Here is a 23,905-nt window from a genome sequence, read left to right as displayed (position 1 = left end):
GGACGCCATGACCATGGACTGCCAGCCCTCCGCCCAGCACAGGCCGTCGAGTGCCCCGCCCGCGTTCGCGGCGCATGCCCCATCTCCGGCCGGGCAGGACCGCACCGGACTGTCCGACGTCCAGCGGGCACCGCCCTCTCCGGCATCCCGTGTGGGACCCGATCTCCACAGGCTGTGTGTGAGCCGGACCTGATCGTGCGCACCGCCGGACCGTTCGGCTCGGCTCGGCGGGTTCCGCGCCCGTTCCGTTCGGCATGCCGCCATGCGCGCGTGCCGTCTCTCGCGACCACGGAGTTCTTCACGCATGGCCTCGACTCTCGCTCTGTTCGCCACCAGCGTCGGCACCGGTCTGCTCGCCGGGGGCGCCTCCTGCGCCGCCGTGCAGGGCGGTCTGCTGGCCGGCGCGGTCACCCGCCGCAGCCCGTCCTCAGCGTCGGCCCCCGCCCCAGCCACGGCCCATCGTGGTTCCGGGGTTGCCGTCAAGGACCGTCGCCCTTCCCCGGCCACTGAGCCGCCTGCGGAACCGAAGGCACTGGTGCCGGTCGGCGCCTTCCTCACGGGCAAGCTCGTCTCCCACACCCTGCTCGGCGCGCTGCTGGGCATCTTCGGCGATGCGCTTCAGCCCAGCCCCCGTGCCCGGGCCGTGATGCTCATCGCGGCCGGGATCCTGATGGTGCTCTTCGCCCTCGACTTGTTCGGCATCAAGGCCGTCGCCCGACTGGTACCGCGCCCACCGGCCTCCTTCGGGCGGCTGCTGCGGCGCAGCGCCAAAACAGAGTCGGCCGCCACACCGGCGCTCATCGGGCTGGCCACGATGCTGGTGCCGTGCGGCGTGACGCTGTCGGTCGAACTGATCGCGGTCACCTCCGGATCGCCGCTGGCGGGCGCCGCCGTCATGGCCGGGTTCGTCCTCGGCACCGCCCCGCTGTTCGCCGCTCTCGGCTACCTGTTCCGCCGCACCAGCCGGGCGCTATCCGGGCGGCTCGCGATGCTCACCGGAGTGGTCGTGCTCGCCGTCGCCGCGTGGACGGTGGTCTCGGGAGTCCAAGCCGGTGGATGGGCGGCCTTCAACCTGAACCGCTCGCCGGATGCGGCCGCCGCAGGCTCGCCGACAGATCCCGCCGAGACGACGCCGGACAGCAGGAAGAAGAAGCCGGTCACCAGCGGCCCGGTGCGCATGGACGCGTCCGGCACGCAAATCGTCACTCTGACGGTCACCGATTTCTATATCCCCACCGAGTTCACTGCGCTGGCCGACGTACCCACCACGCTCGTGCTGCGCGGCAAGGACTCCGGCGGCTGCGCCCGTGCCTTCACCATCCCCGAACTTGGAGTCCAGGAGATCGCCAAGCGCAACGGCGACACCGAGATCGACCTCGGCACCCGCAAGCCCGGCACACTCCGCTTCTCCTGTGCCATGGGCATGCAGACGGGCACCATCGACTTCGTGAAGGGGTGACATGAAGCTGTTCGGCGGCGAGAAGAAGGGCCGGCAGAAGGAGACCGGCCCGCAGATAGTCCTCCTGATCGAGGGCATGCACTGCGCCAGCTGCGGCCTGCTCATCGACGACGAGTTGGAGGAAGTCCCGGGCGTGCGCTCGGCCAGCACCGACGTACGAAAGGGGCGCAGCGTTGTACGGCTGGAGGAGGCGTCGACCGTTGACCCGGCCTTGCTGATCAAGGCAGTACAGGAGGCGGGCGACTACCAGGCACGTCTGGCGGACTGACACACCGTCACCGACGGCTGTCCGGCAGGCATGTTCGGTCAGGCCGTGCTCCAAGGTCAAGCCACATCGCTCGGCCTCGCAACACACCGTGCCCTCGCCCGGCACCGGACCCGTGGCGACCGCCACACGTGCGCGGTGGCGATACTGGGCGGACGTTCGAAATCTGGGGGATGGCACCGTGACATGGTCGACAGGGCTGGCCGGTCTGGCTGTCGGCCTGCTGATAGCGGTGGTGACCGCGCCCGTGGGGGTCTCGGGTGCGGTGTTCCTACTCCCCGTGCAGCTGAGCGTGCTCGTCGTGCCCAGCCCGGCGATCACTCCCACCAACCTGCTGTTCAACGTGGTGGCCGGTCCCGGCGCCCTGCTGCGCTACCGCCGCGAGGGCCTGCTTCTCAGCCCGCTGACCCGCCGTCTGGTGGCCGGCACCCTGCCCGGCGTGGTCATCGGCGCCGTGGTGCGGGTCTTCGCCGTTCTCGGAGCCACAGTCTTCCGCCTCCTGGTCGCCGGTCTGCTGATGCCGCTGGGCCTGTGGGTTGTCGCCCGCACGCTCCGGCCATCCCGGCGCACCCCGGCCGCGGAACCCTCCGCCCGGACCATCACCGGGCTGAGCCTCGTGGTCGGGATCGTCGGCGGGATCTACGGGATCGGCGGCGGCTCGATCCTCGGCCCGCTCCTCGTCGGCCGGGGCATGCCCGTCGCCCAGGTCGCCCCGGCCGCCCTCGCCTCCACCTTCGCCACCTCGGTAGTCGGCGCCGCAGCCTTCGCACTGCTGTCCCTCACCGGCTCCGGCGACATCGCCCCTGACTAGTACCTCGGCCTGTCCTGCGGGCTCGGCGGACTCATTGGCGGCTACCTCGGCGCACACCTCCAACCCCGCCTCCCGGAGACCGCCCTGCGCCTGCTGCTCGGCGTCCTGGCCGCCGCCCTCGGCATGCTCTACGCCGTGCAGTCATTGCGCTGACCCCCGCGAGACCCTGATCCGAGGCAGCCTGGCCTGTGCGTGGTCGGCATCGAGCATCCACAGCATTCACGACTACGCCCCGGCCTCGACCGTGAGCGCCACGCTCCAGCCCTGGGCCGGCGGTGCCGACGGCAATGTCCGCCCCTGGTCCACCGGGGAGAATCCGTCGGACCTCCGACCGCCAGACGGCGAAGGACCCGACGATCGTGGCCCCGCCGCAGTACGACTGGTGAGCCGAGAGGGGCCCGCACCGCAAAAGCAGTCGCGGGCGAGGCGAGCGGCGTTAGGCCCCTCGCCTCGCCCCGAGCACGGATTCCGGGTCAGACGGTCGCCGACTGCGGCTCAGGAGCCACCTGCGTCAGGCGGCCGGCCCGGTGCAGTCCGCAAAGGGATCCGGCACATGCCAACCCCAGCACAAGCAGCGCCAGCCAGGGCAGCGCGGACATGCCCGCCGACCGCGCGGCGTCGAGGGCCGCCCCAGTGAGCAGGTTGCCCAAGGTGATGCCGACGCCGCAGATGGTGTTGTAGAGGCCGTAGTGCGTGGCGACGAGGCGGTCGCCCGACAGTCGGACGATCGTGTCCATCTCGAAGGGGTACGCGATCATCGTGCCCAGGGCCAGCAGCAGCGCGGCCAGCGTCGGCGGGACGGCGGCGAGCAGCCGACGCCCCAACCCCTCGTCGGGCACGGGCACGGCCGTCGCCGCGAGCAGTGGCACGAACGCCACACCCATGCTCAACAGCCCCCAGACCAGGGCCTGTCCGGGCTCCAACCGCTCCTTGCACCATGCGGTCACCCGGGTCTGGCCGAAGATCGTGGCCAGTCCCGAGGCCGCGAACAGTACTGCGACGGCCGCGGTCCCGAACTCGCCGTCGCCGCCCAGGCGTCGTACCTCCAGCGGCAGCGCCAGATAGACCTGGAAGGACAGGACGTACGAGCCGATCATGGCCGTCGAGAAGAGCAGGAACGCGCGGTTGCGCAGGATCCCGCCCCACTGGGACAGCACACGCTCCCGCCCGCCGGACTTCGCGTTCGACGCGTCGTCCGCCCGTCGAGCGGGCAACGAGCGGATCTGTACGACGCTCAGCACCGCGAAGACCGCTGCCGAGACGAGGCAGGTGATCCGGAAGTCGAAGCCGGTCAGCAACATCCCCACCAGCGGGCCAAGCAGGATGCCCGCCTGGTAGAAGACATTGAAGAGGGCGAACGCCTCGACCCTGCGCTCCCCCGCGTCGGCCGCAAGATAGGCACGCACCGCCGGGTTGAACAACGCCCCCGCGAAGCCCGTGGCCGCCGAGGCGGCGAGCAGCGCGGGAACCGAGTCGACCAGACCGAGCGTGGCGAAACCCACCGTCCGCAGCACGCACCCCGCGACGATCAGCGGCTTGTAGCCGAAACGATCCGCCAGCGTGCCGCCGATGAGGAACATGCCCTGCTGGCTGAAGTTCCGTACACCCAGGATGAGTCCGACCAGCCAGCTGGCCAGACCGAGGGAGCCTGACAGATGGGCGGCCAGATACGGCATCAGCATGTAGAAGCCGAGGTTGATGGTGAACTGGTTCACCATGAGCAGCTGGACGCTCCGCTCGTAGGAGCGGACCTGCCTGAGCGTCGCCTTCACCGCGCCGCCCCGCCTTCGGCACCGGCCGCCTCGGCCCTCGGGGAGAGCGGATCACCGACCCTCGTGCAGCGGGTCCAGCGGATGACCTCCTTCTCGTCGGGACGGCCGACGATCTCGGGTTCGGGCGCGGGAATGACGCCCGACAGCCCTTGCTTAGCGCAGTATTCGTCGTCGTAGACCGTCTCCAGATACCGCTGGGGCCCGTCGGGAAAGATCGCCACGATGCGGGTGCTCGCAGGTGTCGTGCGGGCGAGCCAGCCGGCCACGAGCGCGACCGCACCGACGCTCCAGCCGCCCGTGGCGTAGTGCGAGGCGGCCAACCGCCTGCAGGCCCAGACCGATTCGCCCGGTGCCACCCAGTGCACCTCGCTGAAGTTCTCGTAGGCGACGTTGCGTGGGTAGATGCTGGAGCCGAGGCCGCGCATGAGACGGGGTCGGGCGGGCTGGCCGAAGATGGTCGAGCCGACGGTGTCCACGCCCACCAGTCGCATCCCGGGGTACAGCTGGTGCAGGACACGCGAGATGCCGGCCGAGTGGCCGCCTGTCCCGACGCTGCAGACCAGGACGTCGATGTGGCCCAGCTGCGAGGCGAGTTCGAGGGCCAGCGGGGTGTAGGCGGAGACGTTGTCCGGGTTGCTGTACTGGTCGGGGCACCAGGCTCCGGGGGTTCGCGTCAGCAGTTCGGCCACTCGGTCGCGGCGGGCCTGCTGCCATCCGCCCGTGGGATGTGGCTCGGGCACCACGTCGACGGTGGCGCCGTAGGCCGTGAGCAGCCGGGTCATGGAGGGTTCGAGGCCCGGGTCGGTGACCAGCGTGACGGGATGGCCGTAGACCATTCCGGCCAGGGCGAGCCCGAGGCCGAGGGTGCCGCTGGTCGACTCGATGATCGGGCACCCCGGGCTCAAGTCACCGCGGGCGCTGGCCCGTTCAACCATGTGCAGTGCGGGCCGGTCCTTGATGCCGCCGGGGTTGAAGCCCTCCAGCTTGGCCCAGAAGCCGCAGTCGGGTGAAGAGAAGGGCTGGGATACGCGCAGAACAGGGGTGTTGCCGACCAGCCCAGGGAGGGTGGAGCCGGCGGGGGTGAAGCCACTCGTGGTCAGAGAGTGCATCAGTTTCGCTCTCGTTCGATGCGGACGCGTGCGGATGCTCATCTCGCGCGCCTGCGGATACGCGGCGCGCGGCGGTCCGGCCGGGGCCGACCTGCCGGGGCGACGCCTATATGCGCCACTGGCAGAGGGAGGTGAGAGCGGACCGGCCCCCGCTCGGCGGGAGTCTTCGCGCGGCACCACGGGGATCGTGCGAGACGCGGTCCGCCGCGTCGTTCAGCGACGTAGCGGCGGTCGCAGGCGAGGAGACGCCAGCCGAGGACTGCGAGAACACGACCGGCCCGGAACCGGTGTCATGGCAACGATCGGGAGTGTCCGATACGTCGAGGATCTCGCCCTCGGAGCTGTCCGGGGGCAACGGGTCACTCGACTCGGCGGCCAGGTGACCGTACGGCGGCTCCGCCGCATGGAGCTGCTCGCTGAGGCACGTCAGCAGCGCGAACAGCAGGACGTACAGCATGGTCCGGATGAAACGGTTCTTCCGGTGCGAACGCGCCCTTGGGGCATGGATGGTGACGGTTGCAGGGGTGGGGGGCACAGGTCCTCCGCGCGGCGCTGCCCTGGCCGGAGGGATCACGGCAGGGACAGAGATCAGTGGGGGGGGTGGTGGAAAGGGTTGTCGACCATCCCCGCACCGCACAGAAGAACGCCAGGCAGAGGAGGTCAGACGCCAGAACGGCGCTGACCTAGATACGCAGAACCGCGGAGTCCGCCGCGTGCGCTATCGGGGCCACGATGTCCCGGGCCGCGGCGTGACCGGCGCACACCGACTGGGGCACGCCGTTGTCAACACTCTCCGGGCCCAGCGCGGACAGACAGGGCACGGCGACGTCGGGCCCCTGCGGAGGCTGCCCCAGGGCGCACTCCCCACCAGCGTGGTGCTGCCCGTGACCGTCGTGGTGGTCGCCCAACGGAGTGTCGGGCCTCTCGCTCGCGCGCACCGCCAACGTGGCAGTCGCAACCTTCTCGCGGTCCGCGACAGGCTCGAAATGAACGTCGGACACCGCGGCGCCTTCGCCGGAAGCAAGGTGACGCACCGTGGCGTCGGGGCTGACGGCGTGCGTATACAGCAGACCGAAGAGGAACAGGCCCAGGCCCAGCACGCGCCACAGAGCCGCTGTCGAGCGGCTCCGCTGCACACCGGAAAGCGACCAGGCCGTAATCACGCCGTGATCCTAACCCGCCCCAGGAGCCCCTTGCGTATCGAGTGACGGGAACACTGCGTGAACAAGCCATCTGCGGGTGAGCCCGCCACCCAGGGGAACCAATCGAACCGGAGGGACGGGCACTGTCGTCGACTGCAAACGGTCGGCTCGGCGCCTCGTGGTGCCACGACGACGGTGGGCCGGCAGGGTCTCGCCCCGACGGCCCACCGTTTCTTGGCGCTGCGTCAGCTCTTGCCGAGCATCTTGTTCATCTGCTCGATCTCGGCGGTCTGGGCCGTGATGACGTCGTCCGCGAGCTTCGTCGCTGGGCCGTACTTGCCGTCGGCCTTCTCGCTCTTGGCCATCTCGATGGCGCCCTCGTGGTGCTCGACCATCATCTCGAGGAACATTTTGTCGAACTCGGCGCCGGAGGCCTTCTCCAGCGTGTCCATGTCCTCGCTGCTCATCATGCCGGGCATCCCGGAGGACATGTCGTGGCCCTCCATGCCGGACATGTCGGCAGGGACCTCCTCGCCCCACGAGGTGAGCCAGCCGGACATCGTCTTGATCTCCGGGTCCTGCGCTCCCTTGATCTTCGTGGCGAGGTCCTTGACTTCCTGCGAGGAGGCGCGGTCGGCGGCCAGCTCGGCCATGTCGACGGCCTAACGGTGGTGCTGGATCATCTCCGTGGCGAAGTCGACGTCGGCGTCGTTGTGGGCGCCGGCCTTGGCCGAGGCCGATGCGGACGGGCTGGAGTCGGACTCCATCGAGCCCATGTCGTGGCCGCCGTCGCTGCCTCCACAGGCGGCGAGCACGAGGGCGGCCACTCCCGCGGTGGCGGCGAGGGCGGTACGGCGGATGAGCTTGCGGGGTGCGGTCATGGTTGAACTCCTGGGATCGGATCTGCGAAGGGCATGCCGATGCGCGGCGCCGCGCCCTGATGGGCATGCGGCGTCACGCGGGTCGCTCTAGATCCGCAGGAGCTGGAGTTCGGAGAGTGAGGGTGGTGCCCTGCCGCCGTCGGGTCCGCTGCCGTCCGGAGAGGTGCGCGTGAGCGGCGCTCCCGCGCAGGCCACGACGTCGGGCAGCAGCGCGGGCACCACGCCGGGACTCCCGGTCACCGATGCGGATGCGCAGGTCGGATCCGCGTGCTTCGCGTGCCCCTGGCAGTCGCCATCGCCGTGATCGCACGTCGTGGGCTTGGCCGCCGTGGCGCCCATGCCCATGGCCGCGGCCGCGACCGTCCGGTCGTGTCCGTGAACGGTCGCGGCCTGTGGCACCGGTCCGAGACCGTGCATGGCGAGCAGGCCCAGCAGCAGTGCGCCCACGAGCAGCCCACAGGACCGCAGTACCGACTGCGGTCGAGGGGCGAGCTGTACAGGGCGTGTCACAGCGCCATCGTAGGCACAGGCCGTTGATCTCTTGCATCTCGGGCGTACGCGAGATGGCCGCAAAGCCGGCAGGGCGGGCGGGTGAGCGTCCGCAGCCAAGGAAGTCCGAGCAGACCAGCCGTCTACTATGGCCTTGCGTATTCGCTTGCGCATTCGGTGGCGGAAAAGGAGTCAGGCCCATGCGACGGCTGGGGGATCTCGAGGCGGAGATCATGGACCGCCTTTGGACGTGGAACCGTCCGGCCACAGTGCGTGAGGTCGTCGACGACATAAACAAGACCCGCCCGGTCGCGTACACGACGGTGATGACCGTCACCAACATCCTGTACACCAAGGGCTGGCTGCTGCGCGGCAAGCAGAAGCGCGCCTGGCTCTACACGCCGGTCCGCAGCCGCGAGGCATACGCCGCCGCGCTCATGGAGGACGGCCTGGGAGAGAGCAAGGACCGGCCGGCCGCGCTGGTCCACTTCGTCGAGAACATGTCCGAGGAAGAGGTGGCAGCCTTGCGCAAGGCCCTGCGGAACGCCGGACGACAGGCGAAGCCGTGAACGCGGCCCCCGCCCTGGTCGTCTACACGGCCATGGTGGGTGTCGTCGCCCCGCGAGTGATGCTGCGGGCGGGATGGCCGCACCGGGCGCCCGCCCTGGCCGTCGCCGTCTGGCACGCCCTCGCGGTCTCGTTCTCGATCGGGGTCGCGCTGACCGCGTACAACCTCGCCATGCCGACCGAACACCTGCACGCGGGCCTGGTGGGCCTGCTGCACTCCTGCGGGCTCGATGTGGGTGCGGACAGGCCCGACCCCGGCGTGGCGGACCGGCTGGCCGTCGGTGTGGCCGCCGCCATCGCGATCGCCCTGGCCGCCAGTTTCGCCTTCCATGTGACGCGCGCCCGCCGGGCGCGAACGGAACACCGGGAGACGCTCGACCTGGTGGGCCGCCACTCGGCCCGGCTGAGCGCCACCGTCCTGCCGTACGGCATCCCCGCCGCGTACTGCCTGCCCGGCCGCCGACCCAGGGTCGTGGTCAGCGACGCGGCCGTGCGCGAGCTGACGCCGGAGCAGCTCGGTGCCGTATTGGACCATGAGCAGGCTCACATTGCGGGCCGCCACCACCTGGTCCTGGCTGCCGTGGAGGCCTTCCACTCGGTGTTCCGCAGGCTCCCGCTGGCCCGCCACGCCCGGGAGCAGACGGCACTGCTGCTGGAGATGATCGCGGACGACCGCGCCCTGCGCCGTCACTCCGACGAGGTGCTGGCCACCGCCATGTACGAGATGGCCGCGGCCCGCACCCCGAAGGGCGCGTTCGCCGCGGGTGGCCACACCGTCCTCATCCGGCTGCAGCGAGTCCTGGGCCCGCGCAAGGCACCCCACCCCGCCCTGTGGGGTTCCGTCGCCGCCCTGGCCGTGGCGGTTCCGCTGCTGCCGCTGCTGGTCGCCTGCCCGCCCGGGCTCGGCTGACAGATTCGTGTGAGACGCCTGTGACACGGACTCGCTTGCGATACGAACTACGAAGCTACTAAGTTCTAACGCGCTTGACCGGTCGGCGCCCTGGCGCCGGTACGACGGCCGCCAGAGCCCGTCGCCTGGTACACAGACCGCGCAGAGGAGTTCACCCCACGATGGGAACCCACCGTCGGCCGAAGCCACCCAGCCGAGCCCGAATAGCCACCCTCGGCATGGCCGCCGGCGCCGTCAGCCTCCTGCCGACGCAGAGCCAGGCAGCCCCCAAGCCCACGGTGGACGACGTACGCAAGCAGGTCGAGAAGCTCTACGAGGAGGCCGAGGCTCCCACCGAGGAGTACAACGCCATCAGCGAGAAGCAGAAGAAGCTGCAGGGCGAGGTCGACGCCGCGCGGGACCGGCTGGCGCGCAAGCAGCAGGAGGTCAACGAACTACGGGAGAAGATAGGCCCCTTGGCGGCCGCGCAGTACCGCAGCGGCGGCATCGACCCGAGCGTGGAGCTCTTCCTGTCCGGCGACCCGGACGACTACCTCGACCATGCCGAGATGCTCGACCGCACAAGCAGCCGGCAGGCCGACGCCCTGCGCGCGATGCAGGCCAAGCAGCGCGAGCTCACCCAGGAGCGGGAGGACGCCCAGAAGCGTCTGAAGTCCCTGGAGGAGACGCGCGCCAAGGCCGCCGCGAAGAAGGACGAGGTCCAGGGCAAGCTCACCAAGGCCCGCAAGCTCCTCAACAGCCTGACCGCCGAGCAACGCGCCAGGATGGAGGCCGCCCAGGAGCAGGACGACGCCTCCTCGGGCGCCAGCAACTCCCCGACCTCCTACAACGGCCCGGCCAGTGGTCGGGCGAAGACCGCCATCGAGTTCGCGTACGCCCAGCTCGGCAAGCCCTACGAGTGGGGTTCGACCGGCCCCAACTCCTACGACTGCTCAGGACTCGTGGGAGCCGCCTGGCGCTCGGCGGGCGTGTCCCTGCCGCGCACCGTCAAGCAGATGTACGACGCGGGCCGCAAGGTGTCCAAGTCGGACCTGCAGCCGGGCGACATCATCTACTGGTACAACGACAACCAGCACAACGGCATGTACGTAGGCGACGGCAAAGCCATCCACGCGCCGCGCACCGGCAAGAACATCGAGATCGTCCCGCTGGACTCCATGCCGTTCTTCGCCGCGTCCCGGCCCTGAGCACCAACACCCATATCACTCAAGGAACTTCAGTGACCGCACGCCCGGCCGTCCGTAAGCTGCTCGCCGTCGTGGGCGCCTCGCTCGCTTCCCTGGCCCTCACCGCCTGCGGCGGCTCCGCGGGCACGGACACGGCGGCGGACACTTCGGACTCTTCGGGGACGCTCTCCCATGTGCACGGTCTGGGCGTCGATCCCGCCGACGGACGCGTGTACGTCGCCACCCACACCGGCGTCTACACCGTGGCCAAGGGCGGGAAGCCGAAGCTGGTCGGCGACAGCCGAGACGACTTCATGGGGTTCACGGTGACCGGCGAGAACACCTTCGTCGCCAGCGGGCACGGCGCCGAGGGCAGCGACCGGCCCGGGAACGTCGGCCTCATCGAGACCAAGGACGCGGGTCGCACATGGACGTCCCGTTCGCTGTCCGGGGAGGCCGACTTCCATTCACTGGACTCGGCCAAGGGGACCGTCTACGGATACGAGGGCGGACGCATCCGGGTGAGCAGCGATCTGAAGAGCTGGGAGGACCGGGCGACGCTGGAGGCGCTCGACCTCGCGGTGAGCCCGGCCGGGGACAGGCTGCTGGCCACCACGGCCGACGGTGTTGTGGCCAGCGCCGATGGCGGGCGCACCTTCGGCAAGGGGGCCGAGCCGGTTCAGGCCTTCCTGTCCTGGCCCGCGGAGAAGTCCCTGTTCGGCATCGACCCGTCCGGGAAGCTGAGCGGCAGCGCGGACGGCGGCAAGACGTGGAAGCAGCTCACGACCGTGCCCGGCGGACAGCCCCAGGCATTGACCGCGGTTGACGCCGAGCACGTTCTCGCCGCGACGCAGGACGGCGTGTACGAATCCGTCGACGGCGGAAGGACCTTCACCGAGCTCGCGCCCCTCGCCACCTGGTCGTCCCGTCCCTCCGAACGCTCCCCCGCTCGCGACTCCTGCTGCTTGCGCCACCCGTAGCGGGTCAGTCCCCTCGGCTTGAACACCGAGAGCGCCACGGCCACGAGCAGCACCAGGAGAGCCGCGGCGGCATCGGCCAGCAGCTGGACCCTCATCCCGAAGTGATCACCGCTGGACAGGTCGGACGCGGCCGCGGCGTCGGCGACCTGGGCGATCACCTGCATGTGCACGAGCAGCAGGACGGTGGCGACGATGTTGATCAGCAGCTTGAACAGGACCCAGTAGTGCCGGAACAGCCCCCACGAGGTCCCCAGCGCCTGGACGAGCCCGGTGAGCAGCGAGGCGAGACTCAACGGGACCAGGACGAGCCAGCCGGTCAGCTCCATCGCGAGATAGGCGCCGCGCACGGTCTGGGCACTCTCGCTGGTCAGACCCGCGACGGCGAGGGCGAGGAAGACGGCGACAGCACCGAGCCAGCCGACCGACGAGGTGACGTGCGCGGTGAGCGCGATCTTGCGGAGACGAGGGTTCATGGCCATCGCGATCAGTGGTTACCCATGCCGCCGCCGAGGGCGTGCATGAGCACGAGCGCCACGAGGAGGGCGGCACCGGCCCCGATCACGAGCGTCTTGGCCCAGCGCGGCATGCCGGGATGCGCCGCGGGATCGGGCCGGTGATCGGCGGCGTCGGCGGCAGAAGACGAGTCGGCCATGTACGTGTCCCTCACTGGAAGCGGTCGGCATACTGTTCGCGACATGCATTTTACGAGACATGATGTCTACGACGTCAAGCAGGGTGTATCGACATCGCCGCCACGTACACTGATCCAGTGCCGAAGCTGTGGAACGAGACGATCGAGGCGCATCGCCGTGCGGTGCGCGACGCGATTCTGAACACCACCGCGGAGCTGGCCGCCGAGCACGGGGTGCGGTCCGTGACGATGTCGCAGATCGCCGAGCAGGCCGGCATCGGGCGGGCCACGCTGTACAAGTACTTCCCGGACGTCGAGGCGATCCTGCTCGCCTGGCACGACCGTCAGATCACCGAGCACCTCGGCCTGCTCTCGGAGGTCCGGGACCAGACCGAGGGAGCCGCCGCACAACTCGAGGCGGTCCTGAGGGCGTTCGCCCATATCTCGCGCGAGTCCAGCGGGCATCACGGCACCGAACTCGGGGTGTTCCTACATCGGGACGAGCGGGTCGTACGAGCGCAGCAGCAGCTCCACGGGATGGTCCAGGACCTGCTGGCCGAGGGCGTGGAGAACGGCGACTTCCGTAGCGACGTGACACCCGACGAACTCGCGACGTACTGCCTCCACTCCCTCACAGCGGCTGCCGCCCTGCCGTCCGAAGCGGCGGCCGACCGCCTCGTCACGGTCACGCTGTCCGGGCTGCGCGACGCGCACGTCGCGCAGGACGACCGGAAGCCGACGGGTCATCACGTGCACCACGACCATCGCGCACGGCACTCTGGTCACTGAGTCCGGCGGCTCTTGTCACAGCTCAGCACCTGCGCGGCCGCAGCCTGTTTGGAGTTATTGCAATCCTTTTGCACCTGAGCATCGAATGCCATGGAGGATGGAAGCTGACTTCAAGCACCACCTGAATCAAGGACCTCACCATGACCGCTGCGACCCAGCCCGAGCCCGGCCTCGTCCGGCGCATACGAGGAGCACTCACCCCTCGCGAATGGGCCCGGGCCGGCGGACTGGCCGCCGCGATCCTCGCCCTGCACGTGATCGGCTGGGGCACTCTGCTGCTCGTCGTCGTCCCCCAGCACTTCGACCTCGGCGGCGGCCAGGGAGCCTTCGGCATCGGGCTCGGCGTAACGGCGTACGTACTGGGTATGCGGCACGCCTTCGACGCGGACCACATCGCGGCGATCGACAACACGACCCGCAAGCTGATCTCCGACGGGCAGCGCCCGCTCTCCGTCGGCTTCTCCTTCTCCCTCGGCCACTCGACGGTCGTCTTCCTGCTCGCCCTGCTCTTCGCGCTCGGCGTGCGCTCTCTCGCCGGGCCGGTCCAGGACGATGGATCAGGCCTGCATCAGACGCTCGGCCTCGTCGGCACGTCCGTCTCCGGCGTCTTCCTCTACGTCATCGCCGCCTTCAACCTCGTAGCTCTCATCGGCATCCTCAAGGTGTTCCGGCGGATGCGCTCCGGCCGTCGCACCGAGGCGGACCTGGAGGCCCAGCTCACCGCCGGCGGCGGGCTAATGAGCCGCGTTCTGGGCCGCGCCACCCGGGCCGTGGGCAAGCCCTGGCACATGTACCCGCTGGGCTTCCTCTTCGGCCTCGGTTTCGACACCGCCACCGAGGTCTCGCTGCTTTTCCTCGCGGCGGGCGCGGCCGGGTCCGGCATCCCCTGGTACGCGATCCTGTGCCTGCCAGTGCTGTTCGCGGCCGGCATGAGCCTGCTCGACACGATCGACGGCTCGTTCATGAACTTCGCGTACTCCTGGGCCTTCTCCAACCCGGTCCGCAAGGTCTTCTACAACATCACGATCACCGGTCTCTCGGTTGCCGCCGCCCTCCTCATCGGCACGGTCGAACTCCTGTCGATCGCCGCGGAGAAGCTCTCCCTGCATGGCGTCTTCTGGGACTGGATCGGCGGCATCGACCTCAACAGCGTCGGATACGCCGTCGTAGGACTCTTCGTCGTGACATGGGTCGCCGCGCTGCTCGTCTGGCGATACGGCCGCATCGAGCAGAAGTGGGCACTCGCGCCACGAGTCGCGGAAGACTGATCGTTTCAGCGCCGTAGCGCAGACCGCGACTTGGGTGCAGGATTTGCCCCTATGATCCTGGATCTTTCTGTTTACGTGGCCGTCCAGACATATGTGAACGCCGTCGACACAGAGCTGCCGGGGCTGATCCAAGGCCTCTATCTCGTGGGCTCCGTGGCATTGCACGACTTCCATCCCGGGGCCAGCGACATCGACTTCGTGGCCGTGTCGTCAGCTCCCCCGGACGACCGGGAGCTCAGGATCCTGGAACGGGTTCACGCGCACGTGGCCGACGCGTATCCGCGCCCGTACTTCGACGGTTCGTACGTCACCTGGGACCAGCTCGCCGCAGACCCGTTGCAGGCCGCGCCAGGCCCGCACGTCCACAAGCGCAAGTTCAGCCGCGCGTCCCGCGGCGGCCGCCACCCGGTGACCTGGCACACCCTGGCCGACCACGGCTTCGCCCTGCGCGGGCCGCTCCCGGGCGACATGACCGTTCACACGGACCGCTCCAACCTCACCACGTGGACACACGGGAACCTGGCCGACTACTGGCGGCCGTGGTGGCGACGCGCCTCACGGCTCCCTTCTCCGCTGGGCCTTGCATGCCTGGGCAGCTGGGGACCTGCCTGGGGCGTCCTCGGCGTCAGTCGCCTGCACTACACCCTGACCACGGGCCGGATCACGTCCAAGCGAGGGGCCGGAGAGTACGCGCTCACACGGTTCGACGACCAATGGCACCGCATCGTGGAGGAGTGCCTGCGCGTCAGGTGCGGCGCCGCGGAGAAGTCCCTGTACCGCACCCCCTTCGAGCGCCGCTCCCAAGCACTCGCGTTCATCGACATGGCCATCAGCGACGCGCAGCAGAACGCGCACGACTCCTAAGAAAATTAGTGGATGTCGGCGTAATCCGCGATGTTGAATTTCGGCCACACTCGCCTACGCTTCACACCCTTTCCCTACGCCTGCGCCGATGGCCGTGCCGGGCGGCGAGGCCACCCAGCCCGAAAAGCTTCACGACGACGACCAGCAGGACGATGGCCCCGGCTCCCCAGCCCCACCACCGCGCGACTGCCAGCACGGATCCACCCAGTGCGAGATGCCCGACTACAAGCAGTGCCACGATGCCGCCGACTGCCTTGAGGGGCCAGCGCCGGGCGCGCCGTGGCGCCTGCTGCGGATGTGATCCGTCGGTCTCGTCGGCTTCGCCGGGCTGAACTCCGCCTGCCTCAGATCGCTGCCAGGACACGCTGAGGTGGTCGCGTCTGCCGATCTTTTCGAGGCGTGCGGCGATGAGGTCCTGCATCCGTTGCAGGTAGCCCTGGTTGGCGGCCTCGACGCGCAGTACCAGCGCCTCGGGCGTGGCCCGCAGAGCCCACTGGCCCAAGCTCAGGCGGACGGTCCCCTGGGTTTCGGACCATTCGACATCGTGCACCTCGGGGGGCCTGTGCGTGTCGCCGCCGTGAGCGCGTGGCCGATAGTGGGGGCGTTGCCCCATCTGCTGGGCGTGGCGGCAGAGTTGGTCGAGGTAGCGGCTCGCGCGGTCGGTCTCGACGCGGGCCTCGGCGGTCAGCATGGCATTCCCTTCGGGCTGCTCACCGGGTCAGATCCGGGTGAGAGCGACGAGCCAGGCCCGGATGCCGTCCGGGTCGGTGGTGATGTCGATCGTGCTGGGTTCGATGGAGTCGATACGCCATCCGTCGGCGAACGAGACCTCGATCTCGTCCCGCGTGAGCTTGTGCACACGACCCCACTCGCCGGGCTGCCGGTCACTGAAGCACAGCATGAGGTAGCGGCCGCCCGGACGCGTCGCGGCCCGCAGACTGTCGACGTAGGCGGCGCGGTCGTCGCCACCGAAGATGTGGAAGAGCCCGCAGTCGAGCACGGTGTCGAAGGACTCCTCGAGGTCGGCCAGCTTCAGGGCGTCCCAGCGGAGGAACCTCGCCGAGCGGCCGCGCTCGCGCGCCTTCTCCTCGGCGGCGCGCAGGGCTCGGGAGGCGAGGTCGACGCCCGTGGCGTCCAGACCTAGGCCGGCACACATGAGCACGTGCTCGCCGGTCCCGCAGCCGACGTCCAGCACCCGGCCCTGCAACACGCCCGCATAGGCGAGAGCGAGGAACGCCCGTTGCGGTCGGCCTATGTCCCAGGGCGGTGGACTGGCGTAGAGGTCGTCGGGCTCTGGAGGCTCGGCGGAACCTGGGTGCGGGTGGGGGTAACGGAGTGAGCCGGCCATGCCGGTGTCCTTCCCGTCGCGTCTGGCGTCCGGGGCGTTGCCCGGATCCTCGTGACAGCCACCAGCTTTATCGAGACACTCCGTCTATGTCAATGCATGGTGTCTCTATATCGGCGCCACGTATCCATCGATGACTACGAAGCCAGGGTGCGTCGGGCCCGGGACCCCACGAGCGGGCGGCGCCGCACGCCTCTTCCGGACTGACTATGATCGCGCCGTGCTCACGGAACGGACGGCCGCAGCCCCGACGGGAGCCCCCACGCGGGCTTCACGGGTGAGCCGTGTTCTATGGCTCGCTGCGCTGCTGTTCGGCCTGCTGTTCTCCCACGGCCTGCACGGAGAAAGCGCCGCCGGGCACCTCGATGCGGGCGTCACGGCGTCGCTGCCCGCCGCCGAATCGGAGTCTTCCGCCGGGCACGATCACGGCCCGCAGGAGGACGGCGAATCCGCGACGTCGGCACACAATTGCGCGCCGAGCCAGCCGAGCGAGGCACCCGACGTGCCTCCGCCCAGCACGTCGCCGCTCGAAGTGACCGACCCCTGCCACCTGTTGCCCCGCTCCGGCATGCACGCCGTCGAGGCGGACCCGGGCACGAGGCCACCCGGCGCACCCTCCGTATTGCGCATCTAGGCGGAGCGAGCTCATCTCGCTGCCGGGCCTCTGCCTGCCCGTGCCTGTTTCAGGCCCGTAGGGCTTCGTACGCCCTGAACCGGCAAGCCGGCCACGTACCGCACCTCCGGCCTACGCCGAACGCGCGGCGTTGCGCATCCCTGCCCGGCCCCGGCTGCCGCTCCGCCTCCCTCGACTCCGAGCCGTTGAAAGGCCCTGTCTTGTCCCTCGTCACCGACCACCTCGCCTCCTCCGCACCCCAGCAGCCGCACCCCGGCGGCGGTCGAGCGGCCACCCGTCGGGGCCGCCGTCGCCGCGCCCGCAAGCCCGCACCGCTCGCGGGCCGCTACATCGGATACGTGCTGTACTTCGTCGGCGCGGGCCTCATCAGCGGCGCCGTGGTGCACCACCCGCTGGACCCGGCTCGGTACACGAAGATCGCTGTCGTCGGGGTGCTGGTCTTCCTGGCCGCGACGGTGGTCAACGAGTTCCTCCTCGCCACCGACCGCCCCGCCCTACGACGCGCGGTCCTCATCATCGCGGCTTCGCTGATGCTCTCGTTCGGCATCGGCATGCTCAGCGGCGGCCTACAGCACTTCGAGGACTTCCCGGACCGGGGTGCCGTGCTGGTCCCCCTGGGGATAACGGTCTCCTTCATCGCCTTCGTGCTCAAGGACGCGGAGTCCTCCTGGCGCCGCATCTTCGGCCCCCTGGGCCTGGCGGTGCTCCTCACGGCCGCCGTCAGCTTCTTCGGCCTGCGGGCGGTGGCGGACGGACTGGGCGAAACCTCCGGCGAGAGCGGGCACAGCCACGGCGGCGGCACGGAGGAGGAAGCGGACGAGCACAGCACCGAGGAGGAGTCCACCGCACCCGCCACCGAGCCCTCGGCGCCGGAATCCAGTGTGCCCCCCGAGGAGGAATCCGGTCACGCGGAGGACGGCCACAGCCACTGACCGTCAACGACACCGGAACCATCCATCTACTAAGGAGCTTAGCTTTAGCCGGGTAACGTAGGCGTCGCACCCCCTTCAACGGGGGCGAACCGGAGGGGATATGACCGGATTCACCGACGCCTACGCCCCGAGCAGCGCCCTCGGCGCCATTCAGGTCGCCTCCGACACCAAGGAGGACCAGAGCGGATTCCTGTCGGGGGTCTCCACCTTCGGTTTCATCGCGACGGTGCTGGCCATCGCCTTCGCCGTGGCTCTGATATTGGAGCTGGCATGGCGGGAGAGACGGCGGCGCAGGCGGGAAGAGCCGACGGCATCAGCCTTCGAACCCGCTTCCCGCGAGGGGGACATCTCGCCGTAACCGCTCGCGTGCCGTCCCCGGACAGGCCCGGGGACGGCGCGCGGACGTCAGGCCCGGTAGGCCACGTTCGCCATCATCCCGGCCTCGCCGTGGTAGGCGTTGTGGCAGTGCAGCATCCACTGGCCCGGGTTGTCGGCGTCGAAGAAGACGGACAGTTTCTTCTTGGGCAGCACGATCGATGTGTCCTTGCGCGGCCCGGAGTCGCCCAGTTGGTACGTGTGCCCGTGCAGGTGCATCGGGTGCCACATGTCGGTGTCGTTGACGAAGTCGAGCCGGACGCGCTGGCCCTCCTCGATGAGGATCGGGTACGCGTCGGGGTCGTTCATGTCGAACGGCGTGCCATTGATGGCCCAGTTGTACTTGTCCATGCCGCCGGTCAGCTTGATCTGGTGTGTGACGTCGGTCTTGGCGGACTTCAGGCGTACGTCGTCGGCGGCACGCAGCTGGGACGCACTCATGATCATGCCGTCGAGTTCCTTCGGGCTGACGGTCGCCTTCGGTGCGCTCCCCGAACCCGTGCGGACAAGGGCGAGGCCGTTCGCATTCTTGCCCTCGGCCAGCGCGACGAGCGGGAAGACCCCGTCGCCCAAGGTGACGAGGACGTCGTACCGCTCACCCATGCCGACCAGCAGGGCGTCCACCTCCTGGTGCCGGACCGGGAAGCCGTCGGCGTGCGTGACGGTGAGCTTGTGGTCGCCGAGGGCGACTCGGTAGGCGGTGTCCCCGCCCGCGTTGATGATCCGCAGCCGTACCTTCTTGCCGGGCTTGCCGGTGTAGACGTCCGGGTCGGCCGCCACCCTGCCGTTGATCAGGTGGTGCGGGTACTTCACGTCGCCGGCGTCGCCGCCGAGCAGGTCGCTCTCGGCGCCCATGAGCATGAACTTCATGGACATGCCGCCGGACGAGCTGGAGGCCGAGGGGGACGCGGAGTCACCCATGTCCATCCCGCCCATGTCCCCCATGTCGTGGCCCTCCATACCGCTGGAGCTAGGGCTGGCGCTCTCCCCCATGTCCATGCCGCCCATGCCCTGCTTGAGCTCGGCGAAGACCTCGTCGGGAGTGCCGGTGACGCCGTCGACCCAGTCGTCGAGGAGGACGACCCACTCGTCGTCGTAAACGAGGGTCTCCTTCGGGTCCTCGACGATCAGCGGCGCGTACAGGCCGCGGTCGAGCTGGACGCCGACGTGCGGGTGGAAGAAGTACGTGCCCGGGGCGTCGGCGACGAACCGGTAGGTGAAGGTGGAGCCGGCCCGGACGGCGGTCTGAGTGGCAGGCGGCACGCCGTCCATGTCGTTGCGCAGCGCGATGCCGTGCCAGTGGATCGACGTGGTCGTCTTGTTCGGGAGCTGGTTGGACAGCTCGGCGACCAGGGTGTCGCCGACGGAGAGGCGGACCTCCTTGCCGGGGGTGCGGCCGTCGAACGCCCAGGTCTTGGGCATGACGCCGCCACCCAGGTCGATCACGGCGGGCGCCGCGGTCAGCGTGAGCTTCTGCTGGCGTCCGGTGCCCTTGCGCTTCTTCTCGGCGGCGGCGACCGCCGAGCCAGAAGGATTCACGAGTGCGTTGCCGCCACCGGAGCCGGAGCCGCCGCTGCACGCGGCGAGCGCGCCCGCGCCGGCGACTCCCAGTCCGGCGAGCAGGACAGAGCGTCGGTTGATGCTGTTCATGGATTTGTGTCCTCTGCTTCGAATGTTTCGAAACTGCCGATGTGGTCGCGGAGGGACGGCACATCGCGCGCCGTCCGGCGAGGCCTATATGCGCAGTTGCGAGAGGACGGACAAATCTGGCGGGGCTCGGCCGACCGTGGCGCCGGGTGTACGTCCGGCCATGGCCTGACTCAGGTTCGCCAACGGGTCGAACGCGACCTGGGCGGGAACGCCGAGCTGTACGGAGTCGATGCTCGCCGTGGCGCAGTGCTGCATGCCGGGCGCGGCACACGCGCCGTTGTCGTCGGCGCTGCGGGAGGAGCCGTCCGAGACTGACGGTGCCGTCTCATCCGGCATCACGTGAGCGGCATGGGCCATGCCCGGCTTGACGGCATGGGTTGCGCTCGCCATGGATGAGACGCCCATTGCGGACGTCTCGTGGTGGACGAGCACGGCCAGCGCGACGCACAGGGTGAGGAACACCCCGTATGCCCAGCGGACGACTATGCCGCCGCCACGAGCCGTTCGCGCCGTCATGAGCTCCACTCGTCCTCACCGATCACCGGAGTCGCCATCCTACCCCCTAGGGGTACCCGATACCTCGGTCGATGCCACCCGCCCAGGTCACCCCCGGGAGGATCTTGCGGCTGTTCCGGAGACGCGGCCGCGGGCGGTGCCAGCACCACGTGCTGCTTCCTGTTGCACCGCCCACGGCCACGCCCCTTGCCCGGTCGCACATGAGCGCACGACCGGAGCGCACCCGCCGCCAAGAAGGCGGCGACGAACCGGGACACGTGACTACGAAATTTGCTAGTAGCCACGTATAAGCCTGACACAAGAAACCTCCCCTGTCCGAGCCATCACTTGAGGGAGGAGCCCGGGCCGCCTACGAGACGTCTACGAACACACTTAGACTGTAGGTAACGGAGACGAGCTCATGGGACAGCGCCCACCACGGCTCACCCGCCGGATCGCGCAGCCGCTCGCGCCGGCCTCGGCCGCCGCGTGCAGTTCCGTTGGCGCGTACACAGGCAGGTGTCGAAGCTGGCGTAGTCGCTGACGATGCGCGCCTTGATGGGTGAGGTAGTGGCGTGCGGCTCGTTGCGAGGGCTGCTGTTGTCGCGGTGACCAGAACCACCTCGACGCGACCCTCGCGATACAGCTTCGCCGCCGCGTCGAGACGGCTGGCCAGGAACATCGATGGCGTTTCACATCCGTCCCGCGCCGAAGACCACGGCGACCTCGGTGCGCGGAGCGTCGGCCGTCATGTGCAGCCGGTCGTCCGACGCCGTGTACCTCCACGTCGCGGGCAGCAGCGCCAGCACACACAGCAGCATCAGCGTCTGCACGAGCCGCCGCTGCCCCGCACGGGTGGGAGGCAGCAGGCGCGGCCTGCGGATGGCACTCAGGCGTGGGCACGGCAGACGCATGACGGTGATCCCCCGGTTCGTCGCCCGCCGTGATCAGTGGCGTCGGCGTGTGTGTCTCCGCCGCAGGTCGTCTCGGCGGCTCCAGCGATCTGACAAACGACAGCGCCGCACGTCCGTATCGCCTGCCGTGAACTCTTACCGGCTCCTGAACGCTCCCCGACCTCAGGACGTACTAAGAGCACTAGCAGTTGACAATACAAGAGACGCCCACGAGTGCTCTGTGCAACGAGGCTGCGTCGGCATCGCAGTCCGGCCGCGCTCAGACGATCGGGAAGGTGAATATGGGGACCATGGCGCTCAGTTGGGCCATCGCGGCGGTCGCCGCCCTGGTGGCCGCCGTCAGCGCGGTCCGCGTGGTGACCACCAGCGGCGCAGTCCGGCTCGCGGCCGGCGGCGACCTGCTCATGGGCATGTGCATGGCCGCCATGGCCTTGCCAGCGACGGTCGCCTGGTACGCGGGCTACGGCATGTGGTGGTCGGGAGCGTTCGCTCTCCTCTCTCTCGTAGGCGTGGCGATGGCGGTCAAGCACACGCGCGAGAGCGGATGGAAGCACGGCCGTCACTGGGTGCACCTCATCATCGGCAGCGCCGGCATGGTGATCATGACGCTCGCCATGACGAGTACGTCGTCCGGCCCGGTACTCGCCCTGGGGCATTCCTCCATGGCGCACATGCCGGGCATGGAGAGCACGGCGAACACCGCGCACAGCCACGAAATGGCTGGCATGGAGTCCATGGAGGGGATGAGCTCCGCGCACGGGATGGACATGCACGGCATGACGCAAGCCGCGGCCGACACCGGCGCCTCCTCCGGGTCCTCCTCCATGTGGCGGCTCCTGATCGTGGCGCTCGCCGTGTACTTCGTACTGTCGATCGGGGCGTCCGTGTGGGCCAGGGCTCGAAGCCCCCGCAAGATCGGCCGAGGCGCTGGGGCCCGGTTCAGCTGGGGCCGCTGGCTGCTCGCCATGCCGGACACCGTCTTGGTCTTCCTGGCGTCCCTGACGACCTCGGTGTGGGACAGGGCCCGTACGGCACAGCGGACAGGCCACGGACGGCGCCGCAAACTCGGGGCCGCGCCGGAGGCTGCGCTGGCGGCCCACATCGGCATGGGCGGGACCATGTCCGCGATGCTGCTGATGATGGCCGTGTGAGGGCTGACCGGCGCTGATCGGCACAGGGTGCCACTGCCCTCCAGGAAGCCATTTGGCACTCGACGCCCGAGGCGGAGAATGGACACAAGCGATTCATGCGCCCGGGCGGGCTCGGACTCGTAGTCCCCGACCCAGGCCGCCCTCGGGCGCCGGACGAAGGGCCCGATCCGATGTCGCCTTCACATCGCCGCCGGCGTTCCGTCCCCCTCGCCCTCGGAGCAGTCGCCGCCCTGCTGCTCGCGACCGCCTGTTCCAACGGGGACAGCGAACCTTCCCCGGCCTCTCCCAGCGCCACTTCCTCGTCCGCCCCGGCCTCCTCGCCCGAATCCGCGGGCGCGCTCCGTATCACGATGGAGAACTTCGCGTTCAGCCCGGCCAATCCCGAGGTCGGACCTGGCGAGAAGATCACCGTGGTCAACAAGGACTCCGACGCACACACGGTCACAGCTACCGATGGCGATGCCTTCGACACGGGGAACATCGCCGGCGGAGAGTCCGGGACGTTCACCGCCCCCTCCGAGGCAGGCCGCTACGCCTTCGACTGCACCCTCCACCCGAACATGACGGGCACGCTGATCGTCCGTTGAGTCACCGAGGACCTCGGCCGGCGCACGGGCACCGGCCGAGGCCACGCCGCCGATGCGTCAGTCGACGGGCACGGCTGCGGCGGGCACGCTCGCCGTCGTCCGGGCGCGGGCCGCCCGCATCCCGAGGAGGACGACGGGTCTGTGTCTGACTCCCGGGGCAGCCTCGGTCACAGTGGCGGCACCGTCCCGGACTCTCACCGGAGTTCCTGCGCACCGTCGCCTCGATGTGAAGTTGTCGCCGCAGGTCGGACGCTACTAAGCAAGTTAGCGGATCATTGGACCGGCTGGGCAGTGCCGTGTGAGCGGCACCACAGGTGGCGGGAATACCCCTAGGGGGTATAGTGTTGACGTATTCGGGAGGGCCAGGGAACCACGCACCTCCCGGGGAACGACCCACGCATCCACACCCTGAGGAAGTTGCCATGACCACAGAGACGAACGCCAGCTCCTGCTGCGGCTCCGGTTCCTGCGGCTCCAACGCCACGGTCGACGTCCAGGGCGTCGGCGTAACCACCGTCTACAAGGTCTCCGGCATGACCTGCGGCCACTGCGAGGGCGCGGTCTCCCAGGAGATCTCCAAGCTGGACGGCGTCACCGCGGTCAAGGCGGTCGCCGCGTCCGGCGAGGTCACCGTCACCTCCGCCGCCCCGCTCGACGAGGCGGCCGTCCGCGCCGCCGTCGACGAGGCCGGCTACGAGCTCGTCGGCCGCGCCTGACGA

At 69.5% G+C, this 23,905-nt stretch carries 25 protein-coding genes, 3 pseudogenes and 1 riboswitch; of the genes and pseudogenes, 16 read left to right on the top strand and 12 right to left on the bottom strand.

The genetic code is table 11. The annotated features are described in order from the left end of the window. Window positions 1–304: 304 nt before the first annotated feature. The 3 genes and pseudogenes from ACH41F_RS12565 (at window position 305) to ACH41F_RS12555 (ending at window position 2,688) form a co-directional block, all read left to right on the top strand. Window positions 305–1,459: a sulfite exporter TauE/SafE family protein gene (locus ACH41F_RS12565; protein ID WP_398834947.1), complete on the top strand. Its 1,155-nt coding sequence runs from the start codon at window positions 305–307 to the stop codon at window positions 1,457–1,459. A 1-nt stretch (window position 1,460) separates the two neighbouring features. Beyond that, window positions 1,461–1,727 carry a heavy-metal-associated domain-containing protein gene (locus ACH41F_RS12560; RefSeq protein ID WP_398834945.1) on the top strand — a complete coding sequence of 89 codons (267 nt, stop codon included), beginning with the start codon at window positions 1,461–1,463 and terminating at the stop codon, window positions 1,725–1,727. Between the two features lie 178 nt (window positions 1,728–1,905). Continuing rightward, window positions 1,906–2,688: pseudogene (locus ACH41F_RS12555) on the top strand (sulfite exporter TauE/SafE family protein). Between the two features lie 320 nt (window positions 2,689–3,008). Here ACH41F_RS12555 and ACH41F_RS12550 read toward each other — a convergent pair. The 6 genes and pseudogenes from ACH41F_RS12550 to ACH41F_RS12525 all read right to left on the bottom strand — a co-directional run bounded on the left by ACH41F_RS12550 (window position 3,009) and on the right by ACH41F_RS12525 (window position 7,949). Further along, on the bottom strand, window positions 3,009–4,307 hold the full coding sequence (locus tag ACH41F_RS12550; protein ID WP_398834943.1) for an MDR family MFS transporter: 1,299 nt from the start codon (window positions 4,305–4,307) through the stop codon (window positions 3,009–3,011). Then, window positions 4,304–5,416 carry a PLP-dependent cysteine synthase family protein gene (locus ACH41F_RS12545; protein WP_398834940.1) on the bottom strand — a complete coding sequence of 371 codons (1,113 nt, stop codon included), beginning with the start codon at window positions 5,414–5,416 and terminating at the stop codon, window positions 4,304–4,306. The genes ACH41F_RS12550 and ACH41F_RS12545 overlap by 4 nt, the downstream gene beginning before the upstream one ends. A gap of 106 nt (window positions 5,417–5,522) precedes the next feature. Next, window positions 5,523–5,873 (bottom strand): hypothetical protein, encoded by a 351-nt coding sequence (locus ACH41F_RS12540; RefSeq protein WP_398834937.1) that lies wholly within the window; start codon window positions 5,871–5,873, stop codon window positions 5,523–5,525. A 226-nt stretch (window positions 5,874–6,099) separates the two neighbouring features. Beyond that, window positions 6,100–6,579, bottom strand: coding sequence for a hypothetical protein (locus tag ACH41F_RS12535; RefSeq protein WP_398834934.1), 480 nt, complete (start codon window positions 6,577–6,579; stop codon window positions 6,100–6,102). Window positions 6,580–6,803: 224 nt separating this feature from the next. After that, window positions 6,804–7,439, bottom strand: a pseudogene (locus tag ACH41F_RS12530) (DUF305 domain-containing protein). Between the two features lie 87 nt (window positions 7,440–7,526). Beyond that, window positions 7,527–7,949: a DUF6153 family protein gene (locus ACH41F_RS12525; RefSeq protein WP_358714549.1), complete on the bottom strand. Its 423-nt coding sequence runs from the start codon at window positions 7,947–7,949 to the stop codon at window positions 7,527–7,529. 179 nt (window positions 7,950–8,128) lie between these two features. Between ACH41F_RS12525 and ACH41F_RS12520 the strand changes: the two genes are divergently transcribed. From ACH41F_RS12520 to ACH41F_RS12505, 4 genes are all read left to right on the top strand, one after another. Then, on the top strand, window positions 8,129–8,497 hold the full coding sequence (locus tag ACH41F_RS12520; RefSeq protein ID WP_358714550.1) for a BlaI/MecI/CopY family transcriptional regulator: 369 nt from the start codon (window positions 8,129–8,131) through the stop codon (window positions 8,495–8,497). After that, complete coding sequence (locus tag ACH41F_RS12515; protein WP_358714551.1) at window positions 8,494–9,405, top strand: M56 family metallopeptidase; 912 nt, start codon at window positions 8,494–8,496, stop codon at window positions 9,403–9,405. Before ACH41F_RS12520 ends, ACH41F_RS12515 begins: the two co-directional genes overlap by 4 nt. A 161-nt stretch (window positions 9,406–9,566) precedes the next feature. Continuing rightward, window positions 9,567–10,592 (top strand): NlpC/P60 family protein, encoded by a 1,026-nt coding sequence (locus ACH41F_RS12510; protein WP_398834932.1) that lies wholly within the window; start codon window positions 9,567–9,569, stop codon window positions 10,590–10,592. A 32-nt stretch (window positions 10,593–10,624) separates the two neighbouring features. Beyond that, entirely contained in the window at window positions 10,625–11,551 is a 927-nt protein-coding gene (locus ACH41F_RS12505) for a F510_1955 family glycosylhydrolase (protein WP_398834929.1), read from the top strand. 484 nt (window positions 11,552–12,035) lie between these two features. On the opposite strand, the gene ACH41F_RS12500 is transcribed toward ACH41F_RS12505, so the two are convergent. Then, entirely contained in the window at window positions 12,036–12,203 is a 168-nt protein-coding gene (locus tag ACH41F_RS12500) for a hypothetical protein (RefSeq protein ID WP_398834927.1), read from the bottom strand. Between the two features lie 117 nt (window positions 12,204–12,320). Between ACH41F_RS12500 and ACH41F_RS12495 the strand changes: the two genes are divergently transcribed. The 3 genes from ACH41F_RS12495 (at window position 12,321) to ACH41F_RS12485 (ending at window position 15,103) form a co-directional block, all read left to right on the top strand. Continuing rightward, entirely contained in the window at window positions 12,321–12,971 is a 651-nt protein-coding gene (locus ACH41F_RS12495; RefSeq protein ID WP_398834924.1) for a TetR/AcrR family transcriptional regulator, read from the top strand. A gap of 140 nt (window positions 12,972–13,111) precedes the next feature. Further along, window positions 13,112–14,239 carry a HoxN/HupN/NixA family nickel/cobalt transporter gene (locus ACH41F_RS12490; protein WP_398834921.1) on the top strand — a complete coding sequence of 376 codons (1,128 nt, stop codon included), beginning with the start codon at window positions 13,112–13,114 and terminating at the stop codon, window positions 14,237–14,239. A gap of 51 nt (window positions 14,240–14,290) precedes the next feature. Continuing rightward, the gene (locus ACH41F_RS12485; RefSeq protein WP_398834918.1) at window positions 14,291–15,103 is read left to right on the top strand and encodes an aminoglycoside adenylyltransferase domain-containing protein; all 813 of its coding nucleotides are present in this window, start codon (window positions 14,291–14,293) and stop codon (window positions 15,101–15,103) included. Between the two features lie 61 nt (window positions 15,104–15,164). Here ACH41F_RS12485 and ACH41F_RS12480 read toward each other — a convergent pair whose 3' ends face one another. After that, on the bottom strand, window positions 15,165–15,794 hold the full coding sequence (locus ACH41F_RS12480; protein WP_398834915.1) for a DUF2218 domain-containing protein: 630 nt from the start codon (window positions 15,792–15,794) through the stop codon (window positions 15,165–15,167). A 27-nt stretch (window positions 15,795–15,821) separates the two neighbouring features. Further along, entirely contained in the window at window positions 15,822–16,451 is a 630-nt protein-coding gene (locus tag ACH41F_RS12475) for a class I SAM-dependent methyltransferase (protein ID WP_398834913.1), read from the bottom strand. 217 nt (window positions 16,452–16,668) lie between these two features. On the opposite strand from ACH41F_RS12475, the gene ACH41F_RS12470 reads away from it, so the two are divergent. From ACH41F_RS12470 to ACH41F_RS12460, 3 genes are all read left to right on the top strand, one after another. Continuing rightward, entirely contained in the window at window positions 16,669–17,082 is a 414-nt protein-coding gene (locus tag ACH41F_RS12470; RefSeq protein ID WP_398834910.1) for a hypothetical protein, read from the top strand. 200 nt (window positions 17,083–17,282) lie between these two features. Then, window positions 17,283–18,014: a hypothetical protein gene (locus ACH41F_RS12465; RefSeq protein ID WP_398834907.1), complete on the top strand. Its 732-nt coding sequence runs from the start codon at window positions 17,283–17,285 to the stop codon at window positions 18,012–18,014. A gap of 100 nt (window positions 18,015–18,114) precedes the next feature. Then, window positions 18,115–18,372, top strand: coding sequence for a hypothetical protein (locus tag ACH41F_RS12460; RefSeq protein ID WP_398834905.1), 258 nt, complete (start codon window positions 18,115–18,117; stop codon window positions 18,370–18,372). Between the two features lie 47 nt (window positions 18,373–18,419). Here ACH41F_RS12460 and ACH41F_RS12455 read toward each other — a convergent pair whose 3' ends face one another. The 3 genes and pseudogenes from ACH41F_RS12455 to ACH41F_RS12445 all read right to left on the bottom strand — a co-directional run. Beyond that, a complete protein-coding gene (locus tag ACH41F_RS12455; protein WP_398834902.1) occupies window positions 18,420–20,039 on the bottom strand; it encodes a multicopper oxidase family protein in 1,620 nt (539 codons plus the stop codon). A gap of 84 nt (window positions 20,040–20,123) precedes the next feature. Beyond that, on the bottom strand, window positions 20,124–20,555 hold the full coding sequence (locus ACH41F_RS12450) for a DUF6153 family protein (protein ID WP_398834900.1): 432 nt from the start codon (window positions 20,553–20,555) through the stop codon (window positions 20,124–20,126). 497 nt (window positions 20,556–21,052) lie between these two features. Next, window positions 21,053–21,448 (bottom strand): annotated as a pseudogene (locus ACH41F_RS12445) (hypothetical protein); the annotation flags it as partial. Window positions 21,449–21,738: 290 nt separating this feature from the next. On the opposite strand from ACH41F_RS12445, the gene ACH41F_RS12440 reads away from it, so the two are divergent. The 3 genes from ACH41F_RS12440 to ACH41F_RS12430 all read left to right on the top strand — a co-directional run bounded on the left by ACH41F_RS12440 (window position 21,739) and on the right by ACH41F_RS12430 (window position 23,902). Next, on the top strand, window positions 21,739–22,599 hold the full coding sequence (locus ACH41F_RS12440) for a DUF5134 domain-containing protein (RefSeq protein WP_398834898.1): 861 nt from the start codon (window positions 21,739–21,741) through the stop codon (window positions 22,597–22,599). A 170-nt stretch (window positions 22,600–22,769) separates the two neighbouring features. Next, window positions 22,770–23,186: a cupredoxin domain-containing protein gene (locus tag ACH41F_RS12435; RefSeq protein WP_358714570.1), complete on the top strand. Its 417-nt coding sequence runs from the start codon at window positions 22,770–22,772 to the stop codon at window positions 23,184–23,186. Between the two features lie 141 nt (window positions 23,187–23,327). Then, window positions 23,328–23,393: riboswitch (cobalamin riboswitch) on the bottom strand. A gap of 215 nt (window positions 23,394–23,608) precedes the next feature. Next, a complete protein-coding gene (locus ACH41F_RS12430) occupies window positions 23,609–23,902 on the top strand; it encodes a heavy-metal-associated domain-containing protein (protein ID WP_398834896.1) in 294 nt (97 codons plus the stop codon). The last annotated feature ends 3 nt before the right edge of the window (window positions 23,903–23,905 follow it).

Source organism: Streptomyces sp. NPDC020489 (assembly GCF_044386545.1).
Taxonomy (GTDB): Bacteria; Actinomycetota; Actinomycetes; order Streptomycetales; family Streptomycetaceae; genus Streptomyces.
Note: the sequence above shows the minus strand (reverse complement) of the source record. Positions and strands in the feature narration are given on the sequence as shown.